The organism is Rhodoferax sp. AJA081-3, assembly GCF_017798165.1.
Classification (GTDB): Bacteria; Pseudomonadota; Gammaproteobacteria; order Burkholderiales; family Burkholderiaceae_C; genus Allorhodoferax.
Window position 1 is genome coordinate 1788334 of the sequence record NZ_CP059068.1, and the last position, 18069, is coordinate 1806402.

Here is an 18069-nt window from a genome sequence, read left to right on the forward strand (position 1 = left end):
TTGGCACAAATCGGCATCTAGCCCCCGTCAAACGGGCGCAATCCGCTATGCAATTGATAGCAAACCCACAAACGCACCCCCTCGCTCCCCTCCACGCGCCTACGCTTCGTCGCCTCATTTGAGTCGAAGTTCTCCGGCAATTCCTTTTCGCTTCGTTTCGTTCAGTCCAGGTATCAATAGCCCCTTGAGGGCATGTAAAACTGATGAAGGACGCAATCCATGAAACGGATGCTTATCAACGCCACGCAGGCTGAAGAACGCCGCCTGGCCATTGTCGATGGACAAAAACTCCTCGACTACGAAATCGAAATCGAAGGGCGCGAACAGCGCAAGGGCAATATCTACAAGGCCGTCGTCACCCGCGTAGAGCCATCGCTGGAAGCCTGTTTTGTCGACTACGGCGAAGACCGCCACGGTTTCCTGCCGTTCAAAGAAATCTCTCGGATGTACTTCAAGGAAGGCGTCTCCGCCTCCCAGGCCCGCATCCAGGACGCCATTCGCGAAGGCCAGGAACTGCTGGTCCAGGTCGAAAAAGAAGAACGTGGCAACAAGGGCGCAGCCCTGACGACCTTCGTCTCGCTGGCCGGCCGTTATGTGGTGCTGATGCCCAACAACCCGCGTGGTGGTGGTGTATCCCGCCGCATCGAAGGCGAAGACCGCGCCGAGCTCAAAGAAAACATGGACCAGTTGGAATACCCCAACGGCATGTCCATCATCGCCCGTACCGCCGGCATCGGCCGCAGCGCACCCGAGCTGCAGTGGGACTTGAACTACCTGTTGAAGCTGTGGACCGCTATCGACGGCGCAGCCAAGGGTGGCAAGGGTGCCTACCTGATCTACCAGGAATCCAGCCTGGTGATCCGCGCTATCCGCGACTACTTCAACCATGACATCGGCGACATCTTGATCGACACCGACGACGTGTATGAACAGGCCCAGCAGTTCATGGCCCACGTGATGCCCGAACACGCTGCCCGCGTGAAGCGTTACCGTGACGACGCGCCGCTGTTCAGCCGCTTCCAGATCGAACACCAGATCGAATCGGCCTATGCCCGCACCGTGACCCTGCCCTCCGGCGGCGCCATTGTCATCGACCACACCGAAGCCTTGGTGTCCGTGGACGTCAACTCGGCCCGCGCCATCAAGGGTGGCGACATCGAAGAGACTGCCACCCGCACCAACCTGGAAGCCGCTGACGAAGTGGCCCGCCAGATGCGCCTGCGCGACTTGGGTGGCCTGATCGTCATCGACTTTATCGACATGGAAGAATCCCGCAACCGCCGCGAAGTGGAAAACCGCTTGCGCGACGCGCTACGCCAGGACCGTGCCCGTGTGCAGTTCGGCACCATCTCCAAGTTCGGCCTGATGGAAATGAGTCGCCAGCGCTTGCGCCCTGCGCTGAGCGAAGGCGCATCCATTCCTTGCCCCCGTTGCGGTGGCTCCGGCCACATCCGTGACACCGAATCCAGCGCTTTGCAGATTCTGCGGATCATCCAGGAAGAGTCGCTCAAAGACAGCACAGCCTCCGTGCTGTGCCAGGTGCCCGTCGACGTGGCCTCGTTCCTGCTGAACGAAAAACGCTCTGAAGTGGCCAAGATTGAGCTCAAGCAACGCATCAACGTGCTGCTCGTGCCCAACAAGACACTGGAAACACCCAACTACAAGCTGGAGCGCCTGAAACACGACGACCCACGTTTGGACAACATCGAAGCCAGCTACAAGATGGCCGACGTGGTGGAAGACCCGACCAGCGTCACGCGCCGTTCGCAAGAGCCTACCAACAAACAAACACCCATCATCAAGGGTGTGTTGCCGGATGCACCGGCGCCTATCGCAGCACCGCGCCCCGTCGCGCCTGCGGCACAGCCCGCCGCGGCCGCACAACAACGCCCCGCGGAGGCCAAACCGCCGGTCGCGGCAGAAAAAGGCTTCTTCGGCTGGATCAAGAGCCTGTTTGCGGCGGAGCCAGTGCCGCCCGCCAAGCCCGTACCCGCTCCTGCGCCCAAGGCCCCCGAGGGCCGTGAAACCCGTGACGGCCGCAACCGTGATGGCAACCGCAGCGGCGGCAAACCCGGTGAAGGCCGTGGTGATGGCCAACAAGCCCGCGGCGGCGAAGGCCGTGGCCCACGTGGCGAAGGCCGCGGTGACGGACGCAACAGCCGCGGTGGACGTGGTGGACGTGGCGGCAGTGGTGGTGCAGACCGCCAAGGCGGCGCGCAGCGCGAGCGTTTTGACGCCGAAGGCAAACCCGTGCCCATGGACGCCAACCTGCAAGCCGGTGGCCAGGCGCCAGGCGGCCCAGAAGGCAATCGCCAGGAACAACGCCCTGATCGCGCACCCCGCGAGCGCGGTGAACGTGGCGGCCGTGGTGGACGTGGCGGCGGTGAGCGCAATGAAGCCGGTGAACGCAACGAGCAGCCCCGCGCAGAGGGCCGTGCCGATGCCGTGACCGAAGGCGGTATGGACATGCCCCGCAACGACGGCCAGGCCCGCGAAGGCCGTGGTGAGGGCCGCGAAGGTGGCCGAGACGGTGGTCGCAACGGCCGCGGTGGTCGCAATGGACGTGGTCCCCGCCAGGATGGCGAAGGCCGCAATGCAGGTGGTGAAAACAACCAGCAAACCCAGCTTGGTTTCGCGGAAGCGGACAACAGCACTGCCACCCCCACTGCTGACGCACAACCGTTGACCGATGCCAACGGCCAGGCGCCACGCTCTGACAACGGTGAAGCCCGCGAGAAGCGCTCACGTGACCGCTACGGCCGCGAACGCGCCCCCCGTGGCGACCGCAGCGAGCGTGAAGAGCGTCCGGACCTGCGCATCCCGGTCCAGGCCGCGGCCCAACCTGCCGAGACCGGTGAAACATCAGCGGCGGCGCCCCAAGAACTGCCAGCCGCAGCTGCTGCACCTGTTGCAAGCGCTGCACCAGAGGCACCTGCCGTGCAACCGGCTCGCGCAGCCGCGCCAGTCGCTGCTGCACCCGTCGCCGCTGTTGCCACGGTGGCAGCCGTGTCCGCGGATCGCATGCCAAAGGTCACGACCTACACCTTGCCCACCGAGAGCCTGGTTGAAGTCGCGCAAAGCTCGGGTTTGCAATGGGTCAACTCGGATGCAGCCAAGATTGCGGCCGTGCAGGCAGCCATTGCAGCCGAAGCCAAGCCCATCCACGTGCCCCGCGAACGGCCGGAACCCGTCAGTATTGACGCTGGACCTTTGGTTCTGGTGGAGACCAAACGTGACCTGCGCAATATGACCCTGCCATTTGAGCAGCCACCAGCCGCCTGATAACTGCTGCTACCAACAGAAAGGGCCCCTCGGGGCCCTTTCTTCTGGGTGCCTGTTAGGAACTCAGAATATATCGACGGCGCCAACTTTGACGGCATCACCAAAGAGCCCCTTGCGCACCAGATCGTCGTAACTGTGGACCTGGTTGCGTCCGTTGCGTTGTGCGTAATCGACGGCCCGCTCGGCCCGCTCAAGCGTGGTGCTGGGTGAATCGTCCGCAGTCACGCGGGTGAAGCCTGCGCATGCAGTAGCCCGCCCGACCTGGGGGAAATTGAACTTCTCCATGTTGGCGCGGAAACGCTCGAAGGCCGCCAGCACCAGGGCTTCATCCGGGCAATGCATCAGCACCGCAAACTGCTCTCCGCCCAAGCGGTAGATGCGGTCGTAAGTGCGGAAGGTGTTGTTCATGATGCGAGCCACCAGCAGCAACACCTCTTCGGCGATCAGATGGCCGCTCTTGTCATTGATGACACCAAAATGGTCCACGTCGACCGTGCCCAGCCAATAATTGGGTGGCACGCGGTGGCGGCGCTCGGCGACCGGCAGCACACTGGCCTCCAGCACCGCAGTCTCGCCCTCCAGGCCGTGGTCCATTTCTTCGAGCACGGCACTGTAAAACGTGTCGTCCAAAGACTTGCGGTTGAGCAAGCCGGTCAGCGCATCCCGGTCGCTGTAGGCCAACAGGCGGTACATGTTGCGAAACACGTGCACGATGTCCTCTATGACCTGCACCTGCCCTTGGCTCAGTGCGGAGCCGGAATGCACCTCGATCACACCTTCGTCGTCGCTGGCGGAGTCGGCAAACAAGGGGATAAAACTGATGCGAGGCCCCTCTTCACCGGCCCAGGCATATTCGACCAGGCTGCGGGTCTGCAAACAGCGCAAGCGGTCTTTCTCGTCGGCCAGTTCACGCAGCGAATCAAAATCCACACGCAGGGGGTCTACCACCTTGCCACCGCCCCGCACATCCAGCGACGCAACCTCCAGCCATCGCTTGACACCTTCTTCACTGAGAACCCTTGCGATGACCACACGGTCAATGCGCAACAGGTCAATCAGTGCCTTGGAGAGGGTCAACTCCAGAAGCTCCCGATCCCGGTGGTCGGTCAGCTTGATGATGTGTTCGGTGAGTGTTGCCATGGCCGCATAATAGCCCTGAATCCCACTCCCGTCACCTTTTCGCGGCCTCCCGGTAGGCCTGTGCCGCTGCAGCCATATCCTGGCGCTGCTCGGCCATCTGGGCCAATGCCAACCAGGTGTCACGGGCAAGTTCCGAGTCCTGCAACATGGCCAGTGACTGCTTGAACAACTGCTGCGATTTGCCCCACAGGCTCAGGCGCATACACACCACACCGGCCAGGTATTGCAACACCGCGTCGCGCGGGTTGCTCATTTGTGCGGTCTCTATGCGGCTCAACCACGCGGCATCCGGGGCACCGTCAGCAGCCGCAAAACCACGCTCCAGCACCCGGGCCAAGCGTTCCCGCTGTGCCAGCGTCAACGCGTCATGGCGTTGCACCATGGTGTCCCAAACGGGCAACAACCACTGGCGCGACACGGCCACCGCGCCACCGTGCGCGAGCAGACGCTCCGCCGCTTCAAACACAACCTCTGGCACCTGTTGCTCTGCACTGTCCAAAGAATCCCATGCCCGCTGGATCTGCACACTGTCGTGTGCGGACCGGATCAGCTCGATAGCCAGACCCCGCGCAATGCTTTTGCCTGCGGCTTCCGAATAGGCCCGGTGCTTAGTCAACAGGCGCACCGTCTCCAGGGCCAACTGCAATTGACCCGACTGGCGTGCAGCCCTGAAACGCAGGCGCAGGGCCAACGTGCGCCGGGAGGCACCTTGCGGCAACTGATCCAGCCACTGCACGGCGGCAGGCGCGTCGCGGTCGTCCAGCGCCCATTGGGCCCCCCTGAGCTGCACACCCTCGCGCACGTCTTGCGATTCGCGTCCCGCGGCCTCCTGCAGGGCCAACTGGAAATGGTTGTCACGCAGGCTGCGGTTCTGCAGGGCATGGGCGCTTTCCGCGGCCAGCACATGGGACAAGGTGCGCAGACGCCCACCGTAAGCCAGGCGTTCTCCGCTGCGCTTGAGCGAATCTTCCAAAGAGATGACCAGTTCGGCCGCCTTGCGCGCCCGCACATAACGCCCCGCTGCCAGGTGCAACAGCGAATCCAGCAAGGTCGTGTGCATGGCACGTTCTTTTTGCTGCAAACGCCAGTTGCGCGCCTGGTGTGGAATATTCGTCAGGGCAGACAGGGCCCGCATGGCCAGGTGCAAGGTCAGAAACCCGGCCGCCAACAACAACAAAAACAGGTTCAACGACAGGTCCACCCGGTGGGGTGGCAGGAACAGGGTCACGGTGCCTGCGTTGTTGCCCGCAAACAGCGCGCTGGCCACTGCGACCGCGAACAGCGCCATCAGCCACAGTGCGACCCGCATGCTCAGCGCCCCGCCGCAGCCGTTGACAAGGCCGCCAGGGTGTCCTCCACCCGGGGCAGCTCCAGTGCTTTCAACTGGCCACGCACCTGCTGCAACTGCGCACTGGCGGTCTGCGTCTTGCGCGATGACGCATCAAAATACCGCCCCACCGCCACCGACGCGGCGGCCAGATCCGAACGCACCGAATCGATCTGGCGCGACAACAAGCCCAGGCGGGCATTCAGCAGTTTGAGCTTGAGGTTTTCCCGCAGAAAAAAAGACTGTTCGGGCGACAACAGGGCCGCGTCCGGGTCTGCAATACGGCTGACCCGCACCAGGCTGCGCACCTCATCCCGCACCAACAGGCCCAAGCGCACCCACCAGTCAGCAACCGCTTCCTCGGGTTTGCGTTTGAGCGTGTCATTGGGTCGGCTAGTCGGCAGGGCGTTGGCAACCGGCAATTCATCCGCCAGCAAGACCAGCTCGTCCAGCTTGACCAACAGGGCGGGCGTGTCCGCCAGGGCCGTAGCCTTGATGCGGCTGATGTCACGGGTGATGGCACGTTGCACCGGTGTCAAGCGGGGCTGCGCCGCCCGGGCTACGCGCAGTTCAGCACTTTTGAGCGCGGCCAGCAGCGGCTCCACACTGCCGGTCAATTGGGCCTGTTGTTGTGCCAGGCGCAGCGCGCTTTCAATATCAACCACCAGGTTTTCGTCACGCGAGCGCGACAGGCTTTGCATCAGCTCTTCGAGCTGGCTGCGTTGCAGGGAGACTTCACTGAGCCGGGCCTCGGCAACCGCCAGCTTGGCGGCGGTCTCCATGGCCAACTCCTGGGCTTGCCGGGCGGTGGCCCGGGCCTCGACAGCTTGGCTGCCCGCATCTGCACTTTGGCGCGCCAGCTGTTCCTGGATGTTGCCCAATTTTTGCCACAGCAGCACACTGATAACCAGGGCAACCCCGGCGACTAATGCTATGGCCCATTGCAACCGCATAGCCGTTGACTTGGGCTGGCCTGGGGCGGGTGCCGGCGAGCCCTCCGAAGGCGCACTCGCCACGGTAAGGCTGGGCTCTGTGTTCATGCCACCGATTCTATAGACGCCATCAAAGCGGCCAGCGTGGGGCGTGACTCGCAAACAACAGAAAAACCAGCCTTGCGGGCCGCTTGTGCAATGCGGCTGTGGGTGACCACTGCCTTGGCCTGGGTCCAGGACTGGTCAGCGCAGGTGGCGACCAGATTGCCGATGGCTTCCGAGCTGCTGAACAGCCACACGGAGCCGTCGGCCGCCGCGTCGCGCACCAGGGCGCGGTCACTCTCCGACAGTTCGGGCGGACGCCGCTGGTACGAGACCACAAACTCCACGCTGCCGCCCGCGGCGCGCACCTGTTCGGCAAACCAGTCGCGCCCCACACCGTCGGCCGCCTTGTCTGCGCCTGTTGCGCCGGGCGAAGCATCACTGCTGCTACCGCTGCCCCGCACGATCAACACGCGGTAACCAGGCTGCACCCGCTGCGCCACCACGGCCCACAACGCCTCGGAGTCAAACTGCTCGGCCGCACGGTCCGGCATGTCGATGCTACGCACATCCACCTGCGCCCGCTTCAGAGCCGACAAACTGCCAGGTCCGGTCACGAATGCTCTGATATTGGTAGCACCAGGCATACCAAACACGGGGGCTGCAGGTGGTTTTGACGCAAAGAAATGTTCTACGGCATTACCGCTGACAAACATCACGGCGTCGAATTCGGTGATGCGTTCCCAGGCGGCGGCCACGGCCGCCGGGTCGGGTGGGGGCAACACACCAATCAAGGGCAGGGCCAGGGCTTTGTACCCGGCATCATTCAGCGCATGGACCCACTGCGCGGCTTCCTGGGTTGGGCGGGTAACGATGACACGCATGAATCAGACCCCTTGCTCGGACTGCTGGCGCACCTTGGCCTGCAATTGGCGCGCGACTGCTTCACCCAATGCCGTGGCGGCTGGCGCATCTGTTACGGCACCCTGCGCCTGTGCGTGCACCAGAGGCAACACACCGTCCGGGTCACCCCAGACTGCGCGGATGCTCAACACATCACCCTGCAATGTGGCGTAGGCCGCCAGCGGCATGGAGCAGCTGCCACCCATCACGCGGCTGACAGCCCGCTCGGCCGACACGGCCAACCAGGTCGGCGTGTGTAACAGCGGCTGCAAAACCTGCACCACATCGGCACGGCCCGCGCGCAACTCGATACCCAAGGCGCCCTGACCGGCCGCCGGCAGCATCTCTTCGGGGCTGAAGGTTGCACGGATACGGGACTCCAAACCCAGGCGCTTGAGCCCGGCAGCTGCCAGCACAATGCCGTCGTACAGGCCATCGTCCAGTTTCTTCAAACGGGTGTCCAGGTTGCCGCGCAACCCTTCAATTTTGAGATCGGGGCGCAAGGCGCGTACCAAAGCCATGCGCCGCAGGCTCGATGTGCCGACCACCGCGCCCTGCGGCAGATCGGCCAGGGAGGCATAACGGCTGGATACCCAGGCATCGCGTGGGTCTTCCCGCTCCATGACACAGGCCAGGCTAAAGCCTTCGGGCAGCTCCATGGGTACGTCTTTGAGCGAATGCACGGCCAGGTCAGCCTGCCCGGCCTCCAGGGCGACTTCGAGCTCTTTGACGAACAGGCCCTTGCCGCCGACCTTGGAGAGTGAACGGTCCAGAATCTGGTCGCCCTTGGTGGTCATGCCCAACAGGGTGACCTGGTGGCCTTGCTGTTCGAGCAATGCCTTGACATGCCCCGCTTGCCACAGAGCCAAGCGGCTCTCGCGTGTGGCGATTGTTAAATTGTGTGCTGCCATGGCCTCTAGTCGTAACCCATTTGTAATCTATTGCGGGTGGTCAATGCTAGCATGGGCACCATGAAAACTGTACCCGCCCCAGCCCCCGCCAAACGCGCAAAAGACAACGAACGCCCCCTGGTGGAGGACATCCGCCTGCTGGGTCGGATACTGGGTGACGAAATCCGCGAACAAGAGGGTGATGCGGCCTTTGAGTTGATAGAAAAAATCCGCACCCTGTCCGTCGCCTTTCGCCGCGATGCCGACCAGGAAGCTGACAAAGCGCTCAAGAAGCTGCTCAAAGGGCTGAGCGGCGACCAGACGGTGAGTGTGATCCGCGCCTTCACCTATTTCTCGCACCTGGCCAACCTGGCCGAAGACCGCCACCACATCCGCCGCCGCGCCATCCACGAGCGCGCGGGCGACACACAAGAAGGCAGCATCGATGTAGCCATGTCGCGCCTGCGCTGGGCCGGCATTGCGCCCAAGACCATCTCCAGCACACTGGCGCAAAGTTATGTGTCGCCGGTGCTGACCGCCCACCCCACCGAGGTGCAGCGCAAGAGTATTCTGGACGCCGAGCGCGGCATTGCCCGACTACTGACCGAGCGTGACGAGATCAAGATGCGCAGCGCCTTTTTTGAGAACAAGAAGGATGCCCTCAGTGCCCGCGAACTCGCCGCCAATGAAGCCCAGATGCGCGCGCGTGTCATGCAGCTGTGGCAGACCCGGCTGCTGCGCTTCAACAAGCTCACCGTGGCCGATGAAGTGGAGAACGCGCTGAGTTATTACGAATCGACTTTCCTGCGCGAGATACCCAAGCTGTATGCCAACCTGGAGCAACTGCTGGGTAACAACCAGCCCGTGCACAGTTTCTTGCGCATGGGCCAATGGATCGGCGGTGACCGTGATGGCAACCCCAACGTCAGCGCACAGACGCTGGACTACGCGCTGCGCCGGCAGGCCGAAGTGGCCCTGCGCCACTACCTGACCGAGGTGCATTACCTGGGCGGCGAGCTGTCGGTGTCCGCCATGCTGAACGAGTGCACGCCGGAGATGAAGGCGTTGGCCGAAAGCTCACCCGACCAGAACGTGCACCGCATGGACGAACCCTACCGCCGCGCCCTCACCGGCGTTTATGCGCGCCTGGCCGCTACCCTGAAAGAACTGACCGGCACCGAGGCCGCGCGCCACGCGGTGGCACCACAAAACCCGTACAAACGCTCGCAAGAGTTTGCGGCCGAGCTGCGCACCATCGAGGCCTCGCTCAAAGCCAACCATGGCTCTGCGCTGGTGGCCGAACGCCTGCACCCGCTGATCCGCGCGGTAGATGTATTTGGCTTCCACCTGGCCACGGTGGACCTGCGCCAGAGCTCCGATAAACACGAAGAAGTGGTTGCCGAACTGCTGGCCACTGCCCGCATCGAGACCAACTACTCCGCCCTGGACGAAGCCGCCAAACGCAAGCTGCTGATGGGCCTGCTGGGCGACGCGCGTGCGCTGCAGGTGCATGGCATCAGTTACTCGGCGCATACCCAAAGTGAGCTGGCCATTTTCTCGGCCGCCAAGGTGATGCGTGAACGTTTTGGCCACGAGGCGATACGCCACTACATCATCAGCCACACCGAAACCGTCAGCGATTTGCTGGAAGTGCTGCTGCTGCAAAAAGAGGTGGGCTTGATGCGCGGTGTGCTGAACGGCCCCGCCACTTCTACCGGCGCTGACCCGCTGAGCCCCGTCTGTGACCTGATTGTGGTGCCGCTGTTTGAAACCATCGAAGACCTGCGCAATGCCGCGCCCATCATGCGCGAGTTTTACGCCCTGCCAGGCATCGCGGCCCTGGTACAGCGCAGTGGTGGCGAGCAGGACATCATGCTGGGTTACTCCGACAGCAACAAGGATGGCGGCATCTTCACCAGCAACTGGGAGCTGTACCGCGCGGAGATTGCGCTGGTGGAGTTGTTTGACGAACTCGCGAAGAGCCATCCCATCCAGCTGCGCATGTTCCACGGCCGTGGCGGCACCGTAGGCCGCGGTGGCGGCCCCAGCTACGAGGCGATTCTGGCCCAACCCCCGGGCACGGTGCGCGGCCAGATCCGCCTGACCGAGCAGGGTGAGGTGATTGGCTCCAAATACGCCAACCCCGAGATCGGCCGACGCAACCTGGAAACCCTGGTCGCCGCCACGCTGGAAGCCACGCTGCTGCAACCCACCAAGTCCGCCACCAAGGCCTACCTGGACGCAGCGGCCGAACTGTCGCGCAACAGCATGGCCGCCTACCGCGCGCTGGTGTACGAGACCCCCGGTTTTACCGAATATTTTTTCAGCTCTACGCCCATACGGGAGATCGCCGAACTGAACATCGGCTCGCGCCCTGCGTCGCGCAAGGCCTCACAGCGCATTGAAGACCTGCGCGCCATCCCCTGGGGCTTTAGCTGGGGCCAGTGCCGCCTGACCCTGCCCGGTTGGTATGGCTTTGGCTCGGCCGTGCAGGCTTTTATCAGCGCCGGCACACCTGCGGAGCAAAAAGAGCGCACCGCCCTGCTGCAGAAGATGTACCGCCAGTGGCCCTTCTTCAAGACCCTGTTGTCGAACATGGACATGGTGATGGCCAAGAGTGATCTGGCGCTGGCCTCACGTTATTCGGAGCTGGTGGCCGACGCGCGGCTGCGCAAGAAAATCTTCACCGCGATTGAGGCCGAATGGCACAGCACGGCCCAGGCACTGGCCACCATCACCGGCGACAAGAACCGCCTTGCCAACAACGCGGCGTTGCAGCGCTCCATCCGCCACCGCTTTCCGTATATTGACCCGCTGCACCATTTGCAAGTGGAATTGGTGCGGCGATACCGGGAAGGCAAGGCGGATGAGCGGGTGCAGCGGGGGATTCATATTTCGATCAACGGGATTGCGGCTGGGTTGCGGAATACGGGGTGAGTTTCGAACTTCCGAACTTCCGACTTCCAATATCCGACTCCCCACTCCCCCCAGCCCCCTCGCCCCCGTCGGGCGAGGGGGAGTTTTTAACTGCCGATTTGGGGGCGTCGCGCCGAATGCGGCACTACAAAAGTGGGGTTACGTTACGGACCTGCTCACTCAGGTCTAGCGCCAGCGGTCGTAAATATTGCAACCGCTTTCGCGCACAGCCACTGGCACGCGCAGCGGCCAGAGTTGGCATACCCACCCAGAGCCGTTGACTACGACCGCCACAAACAAAACCTGGGTACCCACACCACCCACCGCGCCGTATCGCCTGTAAACGGGTGTTCGGCGCGACGCAGCCAAATCGGCTGTCCGCCTTAACTCCCCCTCGCCCGGCGGGGCGAGGGGGCTGGGGGGAGTGGGGGCCGGAAGTTAAAAAAATGAGAACCTACCGCGAAACCAACTCCCGCACCGCCGCCAGTTGCCGCCGCGATACCGCCAGCAACTCATCCACCCCATTCAGCCGAACGGCCCAACCTTCACCCTCTTCCGCATCAAAGTGTTTCTCCAGCGCCCGTACGGCGCGCCGGGCGATCAGGGCGTTGCGGTGGATGCGCACAAAGTCGGCGCGGTGTTTTTCTTCCAGCTCGTTGAGTGAACCGTCCAGGATGTAGCTGCGGCTGGCAGTGCGCACGGTCACGTATTTGAGCTCGGCCTTGAAGTACAGAATCTGCTGCAGCGGTATGCGCTCGGTGCGGCCCCGCTCCTGGATGATCAGCACATCGTCTTGAGCCAAATTGGCCTCTAGCCCCCGTCGGGATTGAATGTATCGCTCTACTTTTTGTAGCGCCTGCTGCAAACGCTCCAGCCGCACGGGTTTGGTCAGGTAATCCACCGCCTCCAGATCAAAGGCCCGAACGGCGTGCTCTGCGTGGGCCGTTACAAAAATCAGCGCCGGTGGTTGCGACAAAGACTGCAGGGATTGCGCCAATGCCAAACCATCCGCTCCGGGCATGTGGATGTCGAGCAATGCCACATCCACGGCCTGATGCTGCAACATTTCCATGGCCTGCACCGCGTTGGCAGCTTCACCCACACAATGCACCGTGGGGGTCTTGCAGTCCCCAAGCAGCGTGCGCATGCGGGCGCGGGCCAGGGCTTCGTCGTCCACCACCAGCGCTTTGAGCACGACGCCCGTCATATTGGCACCTCCATGCGCACCTGAAAGACACCGTCTTTGAGTGCGCTGCGAAACTGGCTGTGCACATCGTGCAGCAGGTCCAGCCGCTCACGCACATTGCGCAGCGCCAGGCCCTGGCCTTGTTCACCCTGCCCGTTGGGCACGGTATTGGTCACCTTGATCACCACCATCGACCCCCTGCGTTGTGTGGAAATTCGCACGTCGGCACCCTTGTCACTGGGCTCCACGCCGTGGCGCACCGCATTTTCTACCAAAGGCTGCAGCAACAACGGGGGCAGCAGCGCGCCGTCTGCATCGGGGTCCAGCGCCCACTGCACCCGCAGGCGGTCACCAAAACGCACCTGCTCAATCGCCAGGTAACGCTGCGCCAGTTCGATCTCCTGCGCCAGCCGCACCGGCTCGCCAGAGTCTTTCAGGGCCTCGCGGAACAGGTCGCTCAGGTCTTCCAGCAGCGCTTCGGCCTTGGCCGGCTCGGCCCGCACTAGCGCAATAGCACTGTTGAGGGTGTTGAACAAAAAATGCGGGCGTATGCGGGACTGCAGCTCAGCCAGCCGGGCCGACGTATCGGCCGGCATGCGGCCCTTGCTGCGCATAACTAACGCCGCCACCAAAATGCCCGACAACAGGGCGCCGCTGAAAGCGCTGGCCACCCAGGGTGGGCTGATCATGATGCCCGACCAGGCCAACATGCCACAGCCATACAGGCCCGCCACTGCTCCCATGAGCACCGCCACCATGTACTGCGCCACCGGCGGCAGGCGCGCCAACACCCGCTTAGACACACATGCCAGCAACAACCACGACAGGGTTGCCGGCAAGGCACCACCGGTCACCATGGCCAGGCGTATCACCCAGTCCATCGCATCGTGGGCAAAAAATGCAACACCCACACCCGCAGACACTTCTACAAACAACACCGCCCGCAACACCACCCCGGTCTGGCAGGCGTCAAACACCAAACCCGCCTCTACCGGCTGCGCGCCCGCGGGCCTGCCGTCGTCGGCTGGCGGGGGCATGTCGTGGAACGCCGATAATATTTGGGTGTCTTTCATGAACCCGGATTTTGACTCCATTACCCGCCCTGCCCACCATGTCCAAAAACCAACTCGATAAAAAATCCCAGGCGTGGTCCGCGCTGTTCTCTGAGCCCATGAGCGATCTGGTCAAACGCTACACCTCCAGCGTGTTTTTTGACAAGCGCATGTGGCAGGCCGACATCACCGGCAGCCTGGCCCACGCCGAGATGCTGGCGGCCCAGGGCATCATCGGTGCCGAAGACCACGCGTCCATCCAGCGCGGCATGGCGCAGATCACCGCAGACATTGAATCCGGCAACTTTGAGTGGAAGCTGGACCTGGAAGACGTGCACCTGAACATCGAAGCCCGCCTGACCCAGTTGGTGGGCGACGCCGGCAAGCGCCTGCACACCGGCCGCAGCCGCAACGACCAGGTCGCCACCGATGTACGCCTGTGGCTGCGCAGCGAGATTGATTTGATTGGCGAACTGCTGGTGGATCTGCAAAAGTCTCTGGTGGACGTGGCCGAGAAAAATGTGGACGTCATCCTGCCCGGTTTCACCCACCTGCAGGTGGCGCAGCCCGTGAGTTTTGGCCACCACATGCTGGCCTATGTGGAAATGTTCAGCCGCGATGCCGAGCGCTTTGCGGAAGTGCGCCGCCGCACCAACCGCCTACCCCTGGGCGCCGCCGCCCTGGCCGGCACCAGCTACCCACTGGACCGCGAACGTGTCGCCCGCACGCTGGGCATGGTCGATGAAAATGGCAACCCGCAGGTCTGCCAGAACAGCCTGGACGCAGTGAGCGACCGCGACTTTGCGATCGAGTTCACATCCGCCGCCACGCTGACCATGGTGCACATCAGCCGCATGAGCGAAGAGCTCATCATCTGGATGAGCCAGAACTTCAGCTTCATCAAGATTGCCGACCGCTTCACCACCGGCAGCTCCATCATGCCGCAGAAGAAAAACCCCGACGTGCCCGAACTGGCGCGCGGCAAGACCGGTCGTGTGGTCGGCCACCTGATGGGCCTGATCACGTTGATGAAAGGCCAGCCCCTGGCCTACAACAAGGACAACCAGGAAGACAAGGAGCCGCTGTTCGACACCGTGGATACCCTCAAAGACACACTGCGCATCTTCTCCGAGATGATTGGCGGCCAGTTGAACCCTGCAACCGGCGTCAAAGAAGGCGGCATCACCGTCAACGCGCCGGCCATGGAGCAGGCCACGTTAAAAGGTTACGCCACCGCCACCGACCTGGCCGATTACCTGGTCAAGAAAGGTTTGCCGTTCCGCGATGCACACGAGATCGTGGCCCATGCCGTCAAGGCCGCCACCTCACACGCCTGCGACCTATCCGAACTGCCGCTGGCGGTGCTGCAGGAGTTCAATCCGATGATTGAGAAAGACGTTTACGAATGTTTGAGCCTGCGCGGTAGCCTGAACGCACGCAAGACGCTGGGGGGTACTGCGCCGGTGCAGGTGCAGGTGCAGATTGCGCGGCATCGGGTGCGATTGGCTTAGGTTTGCTTCTATTTTAATAGCGGACTATTGATATTTCACGGGGCTACCGGCATATTTTTAGGCAATTACCCGCCAAAGTTTTGTGGAACTTGGAGGTGATGGGGCGTTGCAGTCGGCCGCCAGTGACTGCTTTATGGAAGTCCAATGCTCTCCCCTCGCCATACGTCGCAGTTTGCACGAGGAGCAGACGCTCTGGCCTATCCAGGAGTAGGCGACGAAGCAGTCGTGCCCGCAGTTATCACACCTTGCGCCGGCAAAACCGCTGGCGAAGATACCGCATTCGATGTATTTTCGAAAGGCTTGGCGCACAGAGGGCCAAGGGGTGTGGTGGTCGCCCTGGCCGTCAAACTGCGCTGCACTGAACAGTGCCACGTCTCGAGTTGTGCGGCAATTGTCATGTAGGGAAGTGTGCGCTCAGGGTGTTGAGGGTTGTAGAGAGTGCCGGGAAGCGGCAGCTCCGCAGGCGCGCCAAGTGGCGTGGCTTGGACGTCGCCTATTTGCCGCAGGCAAGTGATGCAGCGGTATAAGCCGAGAAACCTATTCAGGTCGGCCTCGGTTTAGTGCCTACTAACCATCGTGCTTCGCCGACTTCACAAGCCGCAGCACTTAAGGCCTCACTTCGGCTGAAAACCCGGCACGCCCGCGTGCCAGAGGAAGAAAGACCAGCGGTCTGCCGTGCGCTGCTGCCCCTGGATACGCGTGGAGCCCACTCCATGACCCGCGTCGTACTCCAGGCGCATCAACACCGGCTTGCCATCGGGATTGGCCGCCGCGAAGCGTGTGCCTGCCTTGGTGCTCATCCACACGTCCACGCGCGTGTCGTTTACGCCATGCTCGAACATCAGCGCCGGGTACTTGGTGTTGGGCTTGATGTGCTCATAGGTGCTGTTGTTGCGAAGGGCGTGGAACTCTTCTTCGATCTTCACCGTGCCGTACTCGGGGATGTTGCCGGCCCCATTGGCTCGCGTCTCGCTGCGAATCTGGTCCAGATTGCCCACACCCATGGCCGCAGCGGCAAACAGATCGGGCCGCTCGGTGACCACGCGTCCAACGAAGATGCCGCCGGCGCTGCCGCCATACACTGCCAGCCGCGACGCCGAGGTGTAGCCCTGACGGATTAGCCATTCGGCCGTGGCAATGCCGTCACGCCAAGTGTTGAATTTGGTGGTCTTGTGGCCGGCCTTGTGCCACTCATCGCCCAGGATGCCGCCACCCCGCGCATGGCAGATCACCATCACCCCGCCCTGCTCCAGCCAAGCGAGGGTGCGCGGGCTAATGCCCGGCTCCTCTACGGTGCCATAGGCGGCATAGCCGTAGAGCATGGTGGGGTTTCGGCCATCGAGCTTGATGTCGCTGCGCGAGATGATGGATACCGGTACTTCCACGCCATCGTGGCTTTTCACCTTTACCTCGCGCGCTATCACACCGGCTGGCGCATCAAACTTGCCTTTGGGTGCCAGGTTCAGCTCTTTGGGCTCAGTGTCTGTGGCGGCCAGAAAGTAGTGTCGGGCTGATCGCGTCCATCCCGAGAGCTGCAGCACCACGCCAGGCAGCTCGGCGTCTGCATCGGCAATAGCCACATCGCCTTCGAACGGCAGCTTGATGGCTTGCGCCGCAGCGCCCGCTTCCGCGCCATGCGGCAGACGGTACAGCCTCTTGGCAGCGCCATCGCGGCGGGTGAAGTACAGACCCTCTGGGGCGGAGGCGATCGCCGTGATCACCTCCGCGCCGCCGGGCACCAGCACCTCGGCACGGGCCATGTCCGCCTGCGGCAGCGCCAGACGCAGCAGCTTGTAGCGCGGTGCCTCCTTGGCCGAGCGCAGGTACAGCCAACCTTGATGGGTGCTGATATGGCTCACCTGCGCGGACTGATCAAACACCTTGCGCCACTGCGGCTTGCCGGCCAGCAGCGCCGCAGTTTCACTCATGTACAACGAGCGGTAGCGGCTCACACCATGGTAGACAACGGCCAGCGCCACGGGCTGCCCGCGCAACACAAGCACGCTAGCGCCGTCGGATCGGTCCAGGCCCAATTCGGGGTGCACCGTGGGGCCGAACACCGCCACATCCTTGCCCGGCTCGGCCAGACGGCGCAGATAGACCGTGTTGTCCATGAAGCGCTCGGCACGCGGGCGATTCTCCCAGCCTAGGGCCAGGCGGGAGTAGAAGAAGGCCGAGCCGTCATCGAGCCAGCTCGCATCGCCGCCACGAATGCGGTCGATCGGCGGCATCACCTCCTGGCCAGACTCGGTATTGATCACACGCAGGGTGCCAATTTCGGCTCCGCCGGCTGAAATGCTGTACGCCACCAAGGTACCGTCGCGGCTGTTACTGTAGGCGCCGATGGCATGTGGCTTGCCGGTGGCCTTGGCCAGTGCTTCCGGGTCCACCAGCAGCTTCTCGGGGCCGTCGAAGCCACGGCGCAAGTAGAGCTTGAACTGGTTGTCGCTGGCCAGACGCTTTTCATAGAACAGATTGCCCTTGGCATCGCGGCTCACATCGGTCACGTTGGCAGGCACCTCGGAATCCAGCTCCTGGATGCGCTTGAGCAGCGGCTCCCGGCCCGGAATGCGTGAGAGCACTTTCTCGGTGGCCTCGGCCTGCGCCTTCATATAGACCTGTACGCCGGGCTCGCCCAGGTTCTCCAGGCAGCGGTAGGGGTCTTCGATTTTCACGCCCCAGTGCGTATCGGTCACAGGGCATGGCGCATGCGCAGCGGGCAACTCCACGCCAGCGACGGCAGCGGCATGAACAGGAAGTGCGTTGGTCAGCGCTATAGCAAAGGCAATGGCAACGGTTCTCAAAAGGCTTCTCCAGTGAGCGGCATGGAACATACAAAAAACGAGCGTAACACGGACAGTAAGTTCAACCACTGAGGCCAAGAATCG

At 62.9% G+C, this 18069-nt stretch carries 11 protein-coding genes and 1 pseudogene; 3 read left to right on the forward strand and 9 right to left on the reverse strand.

Annotated features, from left to right (window positions below):
• Nucleotides 1-219: 219 nt before the first annotated feature.
• On the forward strand, nt 220-3282 hold the full coding sequence (locus HZ993_RS08340) for an Rne/Rng family ribonuclease (RefSeq protein ID WP_209396963.1): 3063 nt from the start codon (nt 220-222) through the stop codon (nt 3280-3282).
• Between the two features lie 63 nt (nt 3283-3345).
• Here HZ993_RS08340 and HZ993_RS08345 read toward each other — a convergent pair whose 3' ends face one another.
• The 5 genes from HZ993_RS08345 to hemC are packed head-to-tail and all read right to left on the reverse strand — an operon-like array spanning nt 3346 to nt 8537.
• Nucleotides 3346-4422, reverse strand: coding sequence for a GGDEF domain-containing protein (locus tag HZ993_RS08345; RefSeq protein WP_209396964.1), 1077 nt, complete (start codon nt 4420-4422; stop codon nt 3346-3348).
• Nucleotides 4423-4453: 31 nt separating this feature from the next.
• A complete protein-coding gene (locus HZ993_RS08350) occupies nt 4454-5731 on the reverse strand; it encodes a heme biosynthesis protein HemY (protein ID WP_209396966.1) in 1278 nt (425 codons plus the stop codon).
• Nucleotides 5732-5733: 2 nt separating this feature from the next.
• Nucleotides 5734-6789, reverse strand: coding sequence for a uroporphyrinogen-III C-methyltransferase (locus HZ993_RS08355; protein ID WP_209396968.1), 1056 nt, complete (start codon nt 6787-6789; stop codon nt 5734-5736).
• On the reverse strand, nt 6786-7607 hold the full coding sequence (locus tag HZ993_RS08360; protein WP_209396970.1) for a uroporphyrinogen-III synthase: 822 nt from the start codon (nt 7605-7607) through the stop codon (nt 6786-6788). Before HZ993_RS08360 ends, HZ993_RS08355 begins: the two co-directional genes overlap by 4 nt.
• Nucleotides 7608-7610: 3 nt before the next feature.
• Nucleotides 7611-8537 carry a hydroxymethylbilane synthase gene (gene hemC / locus HZ993_RS08365; RefSeq protein WP_209396972.1) on the reverse strand — a complete coding sequence of 309 codons (927 nt, stop codon included), beginning with the start codon at nt 8535-8537 and terminating at the stop codon, nt 7611-7613.
• 60 nt (nt 8538-8597) lie between these two features.
• Between hemC and ppc the strand changes: the two genes are divergently transcribed.
• A complete protein-coding gene (gene ppc / locus HZ993_RS08370) occupies nt 8598-11453 on the forward strand; it encodes a phosphoenolpyruvate carboxylase (RefSeq protein WP_209396974.1) in 2856 nt (951 codons plus the stop codon).
• A gap of 433 nt (nt 11454-11886) precedes the next feature.
• On the opposite strand, the gene HZ993_RS08375 is transcribed toward ppc, so the two are convergent.
• Both HZ993_RS08375 and HZ993_RS08380 read right to left on the reverse strand, forming a co-directional pair.
• Nucleotides 11887-12639, reverse strand: a complete 753-nt coding sequence (locus HZ993_RS08375) for a LytTR family DNA-binding domain-containing protein (RefSeq protein ID WP_209396983.1) — start codon at nt 12637-12639, stop codon at nt 11887-11889.
• Nucleotides 12636-13691, reverse strand: a complete 1056-nt coding sequence (locus tag HZ993_RS08380) for a sensor histidine kinase (RefSeq protein ID WP_209396985.1) — start codon at nt 13689-13691, stop codon at nt 12636-12638. Before HZ993_RS08380 ends, HZ993_RS08375 begins: the two co-directional genes overlap by 4 nt.
• Before the next feature lie 38 nt (nt 13692-13729).
• Between HZ993_RS08380 and argH the strand changes: the two genes are divergently transcribed.
• Nucleotides 13730-15181: an argininosuccinate lyase gene (gene argH / locus HZ993_RS08385; protein ID WP_209396987.1), complete on the forward strand. Its 1452-nt coding sequence runs from the start codon at nt 13730-13732 to the stop codon at nt 15179-15181.
• Between the two features lie 159 nt (nt 15182-15340).
• Here argH and HZ993_RS08390 read toward each other — a convergent pair.
• Nucleotides 15341-15636: pseudogene (locus HZ993_RS08390) on the reverse strand (transposase zinc-binding domain-containing protein); the annotation flags it as partial.
• A gap of 159 nt (nt 15637-15795) precedes the next feature.
• On the reverse strand, nt 15796-17985 hold the full coding sequence (locus HZ993_RS08395) for a prolyl oligopeptidase family serine peptidase (protein WP_209396991.1): 2190 nt from the start codon (nt 17983-17985) through the stop codon (nt 15796-15798).
• Nucleotides 17986-18069 lie beyond the last annotated feature (84 nt).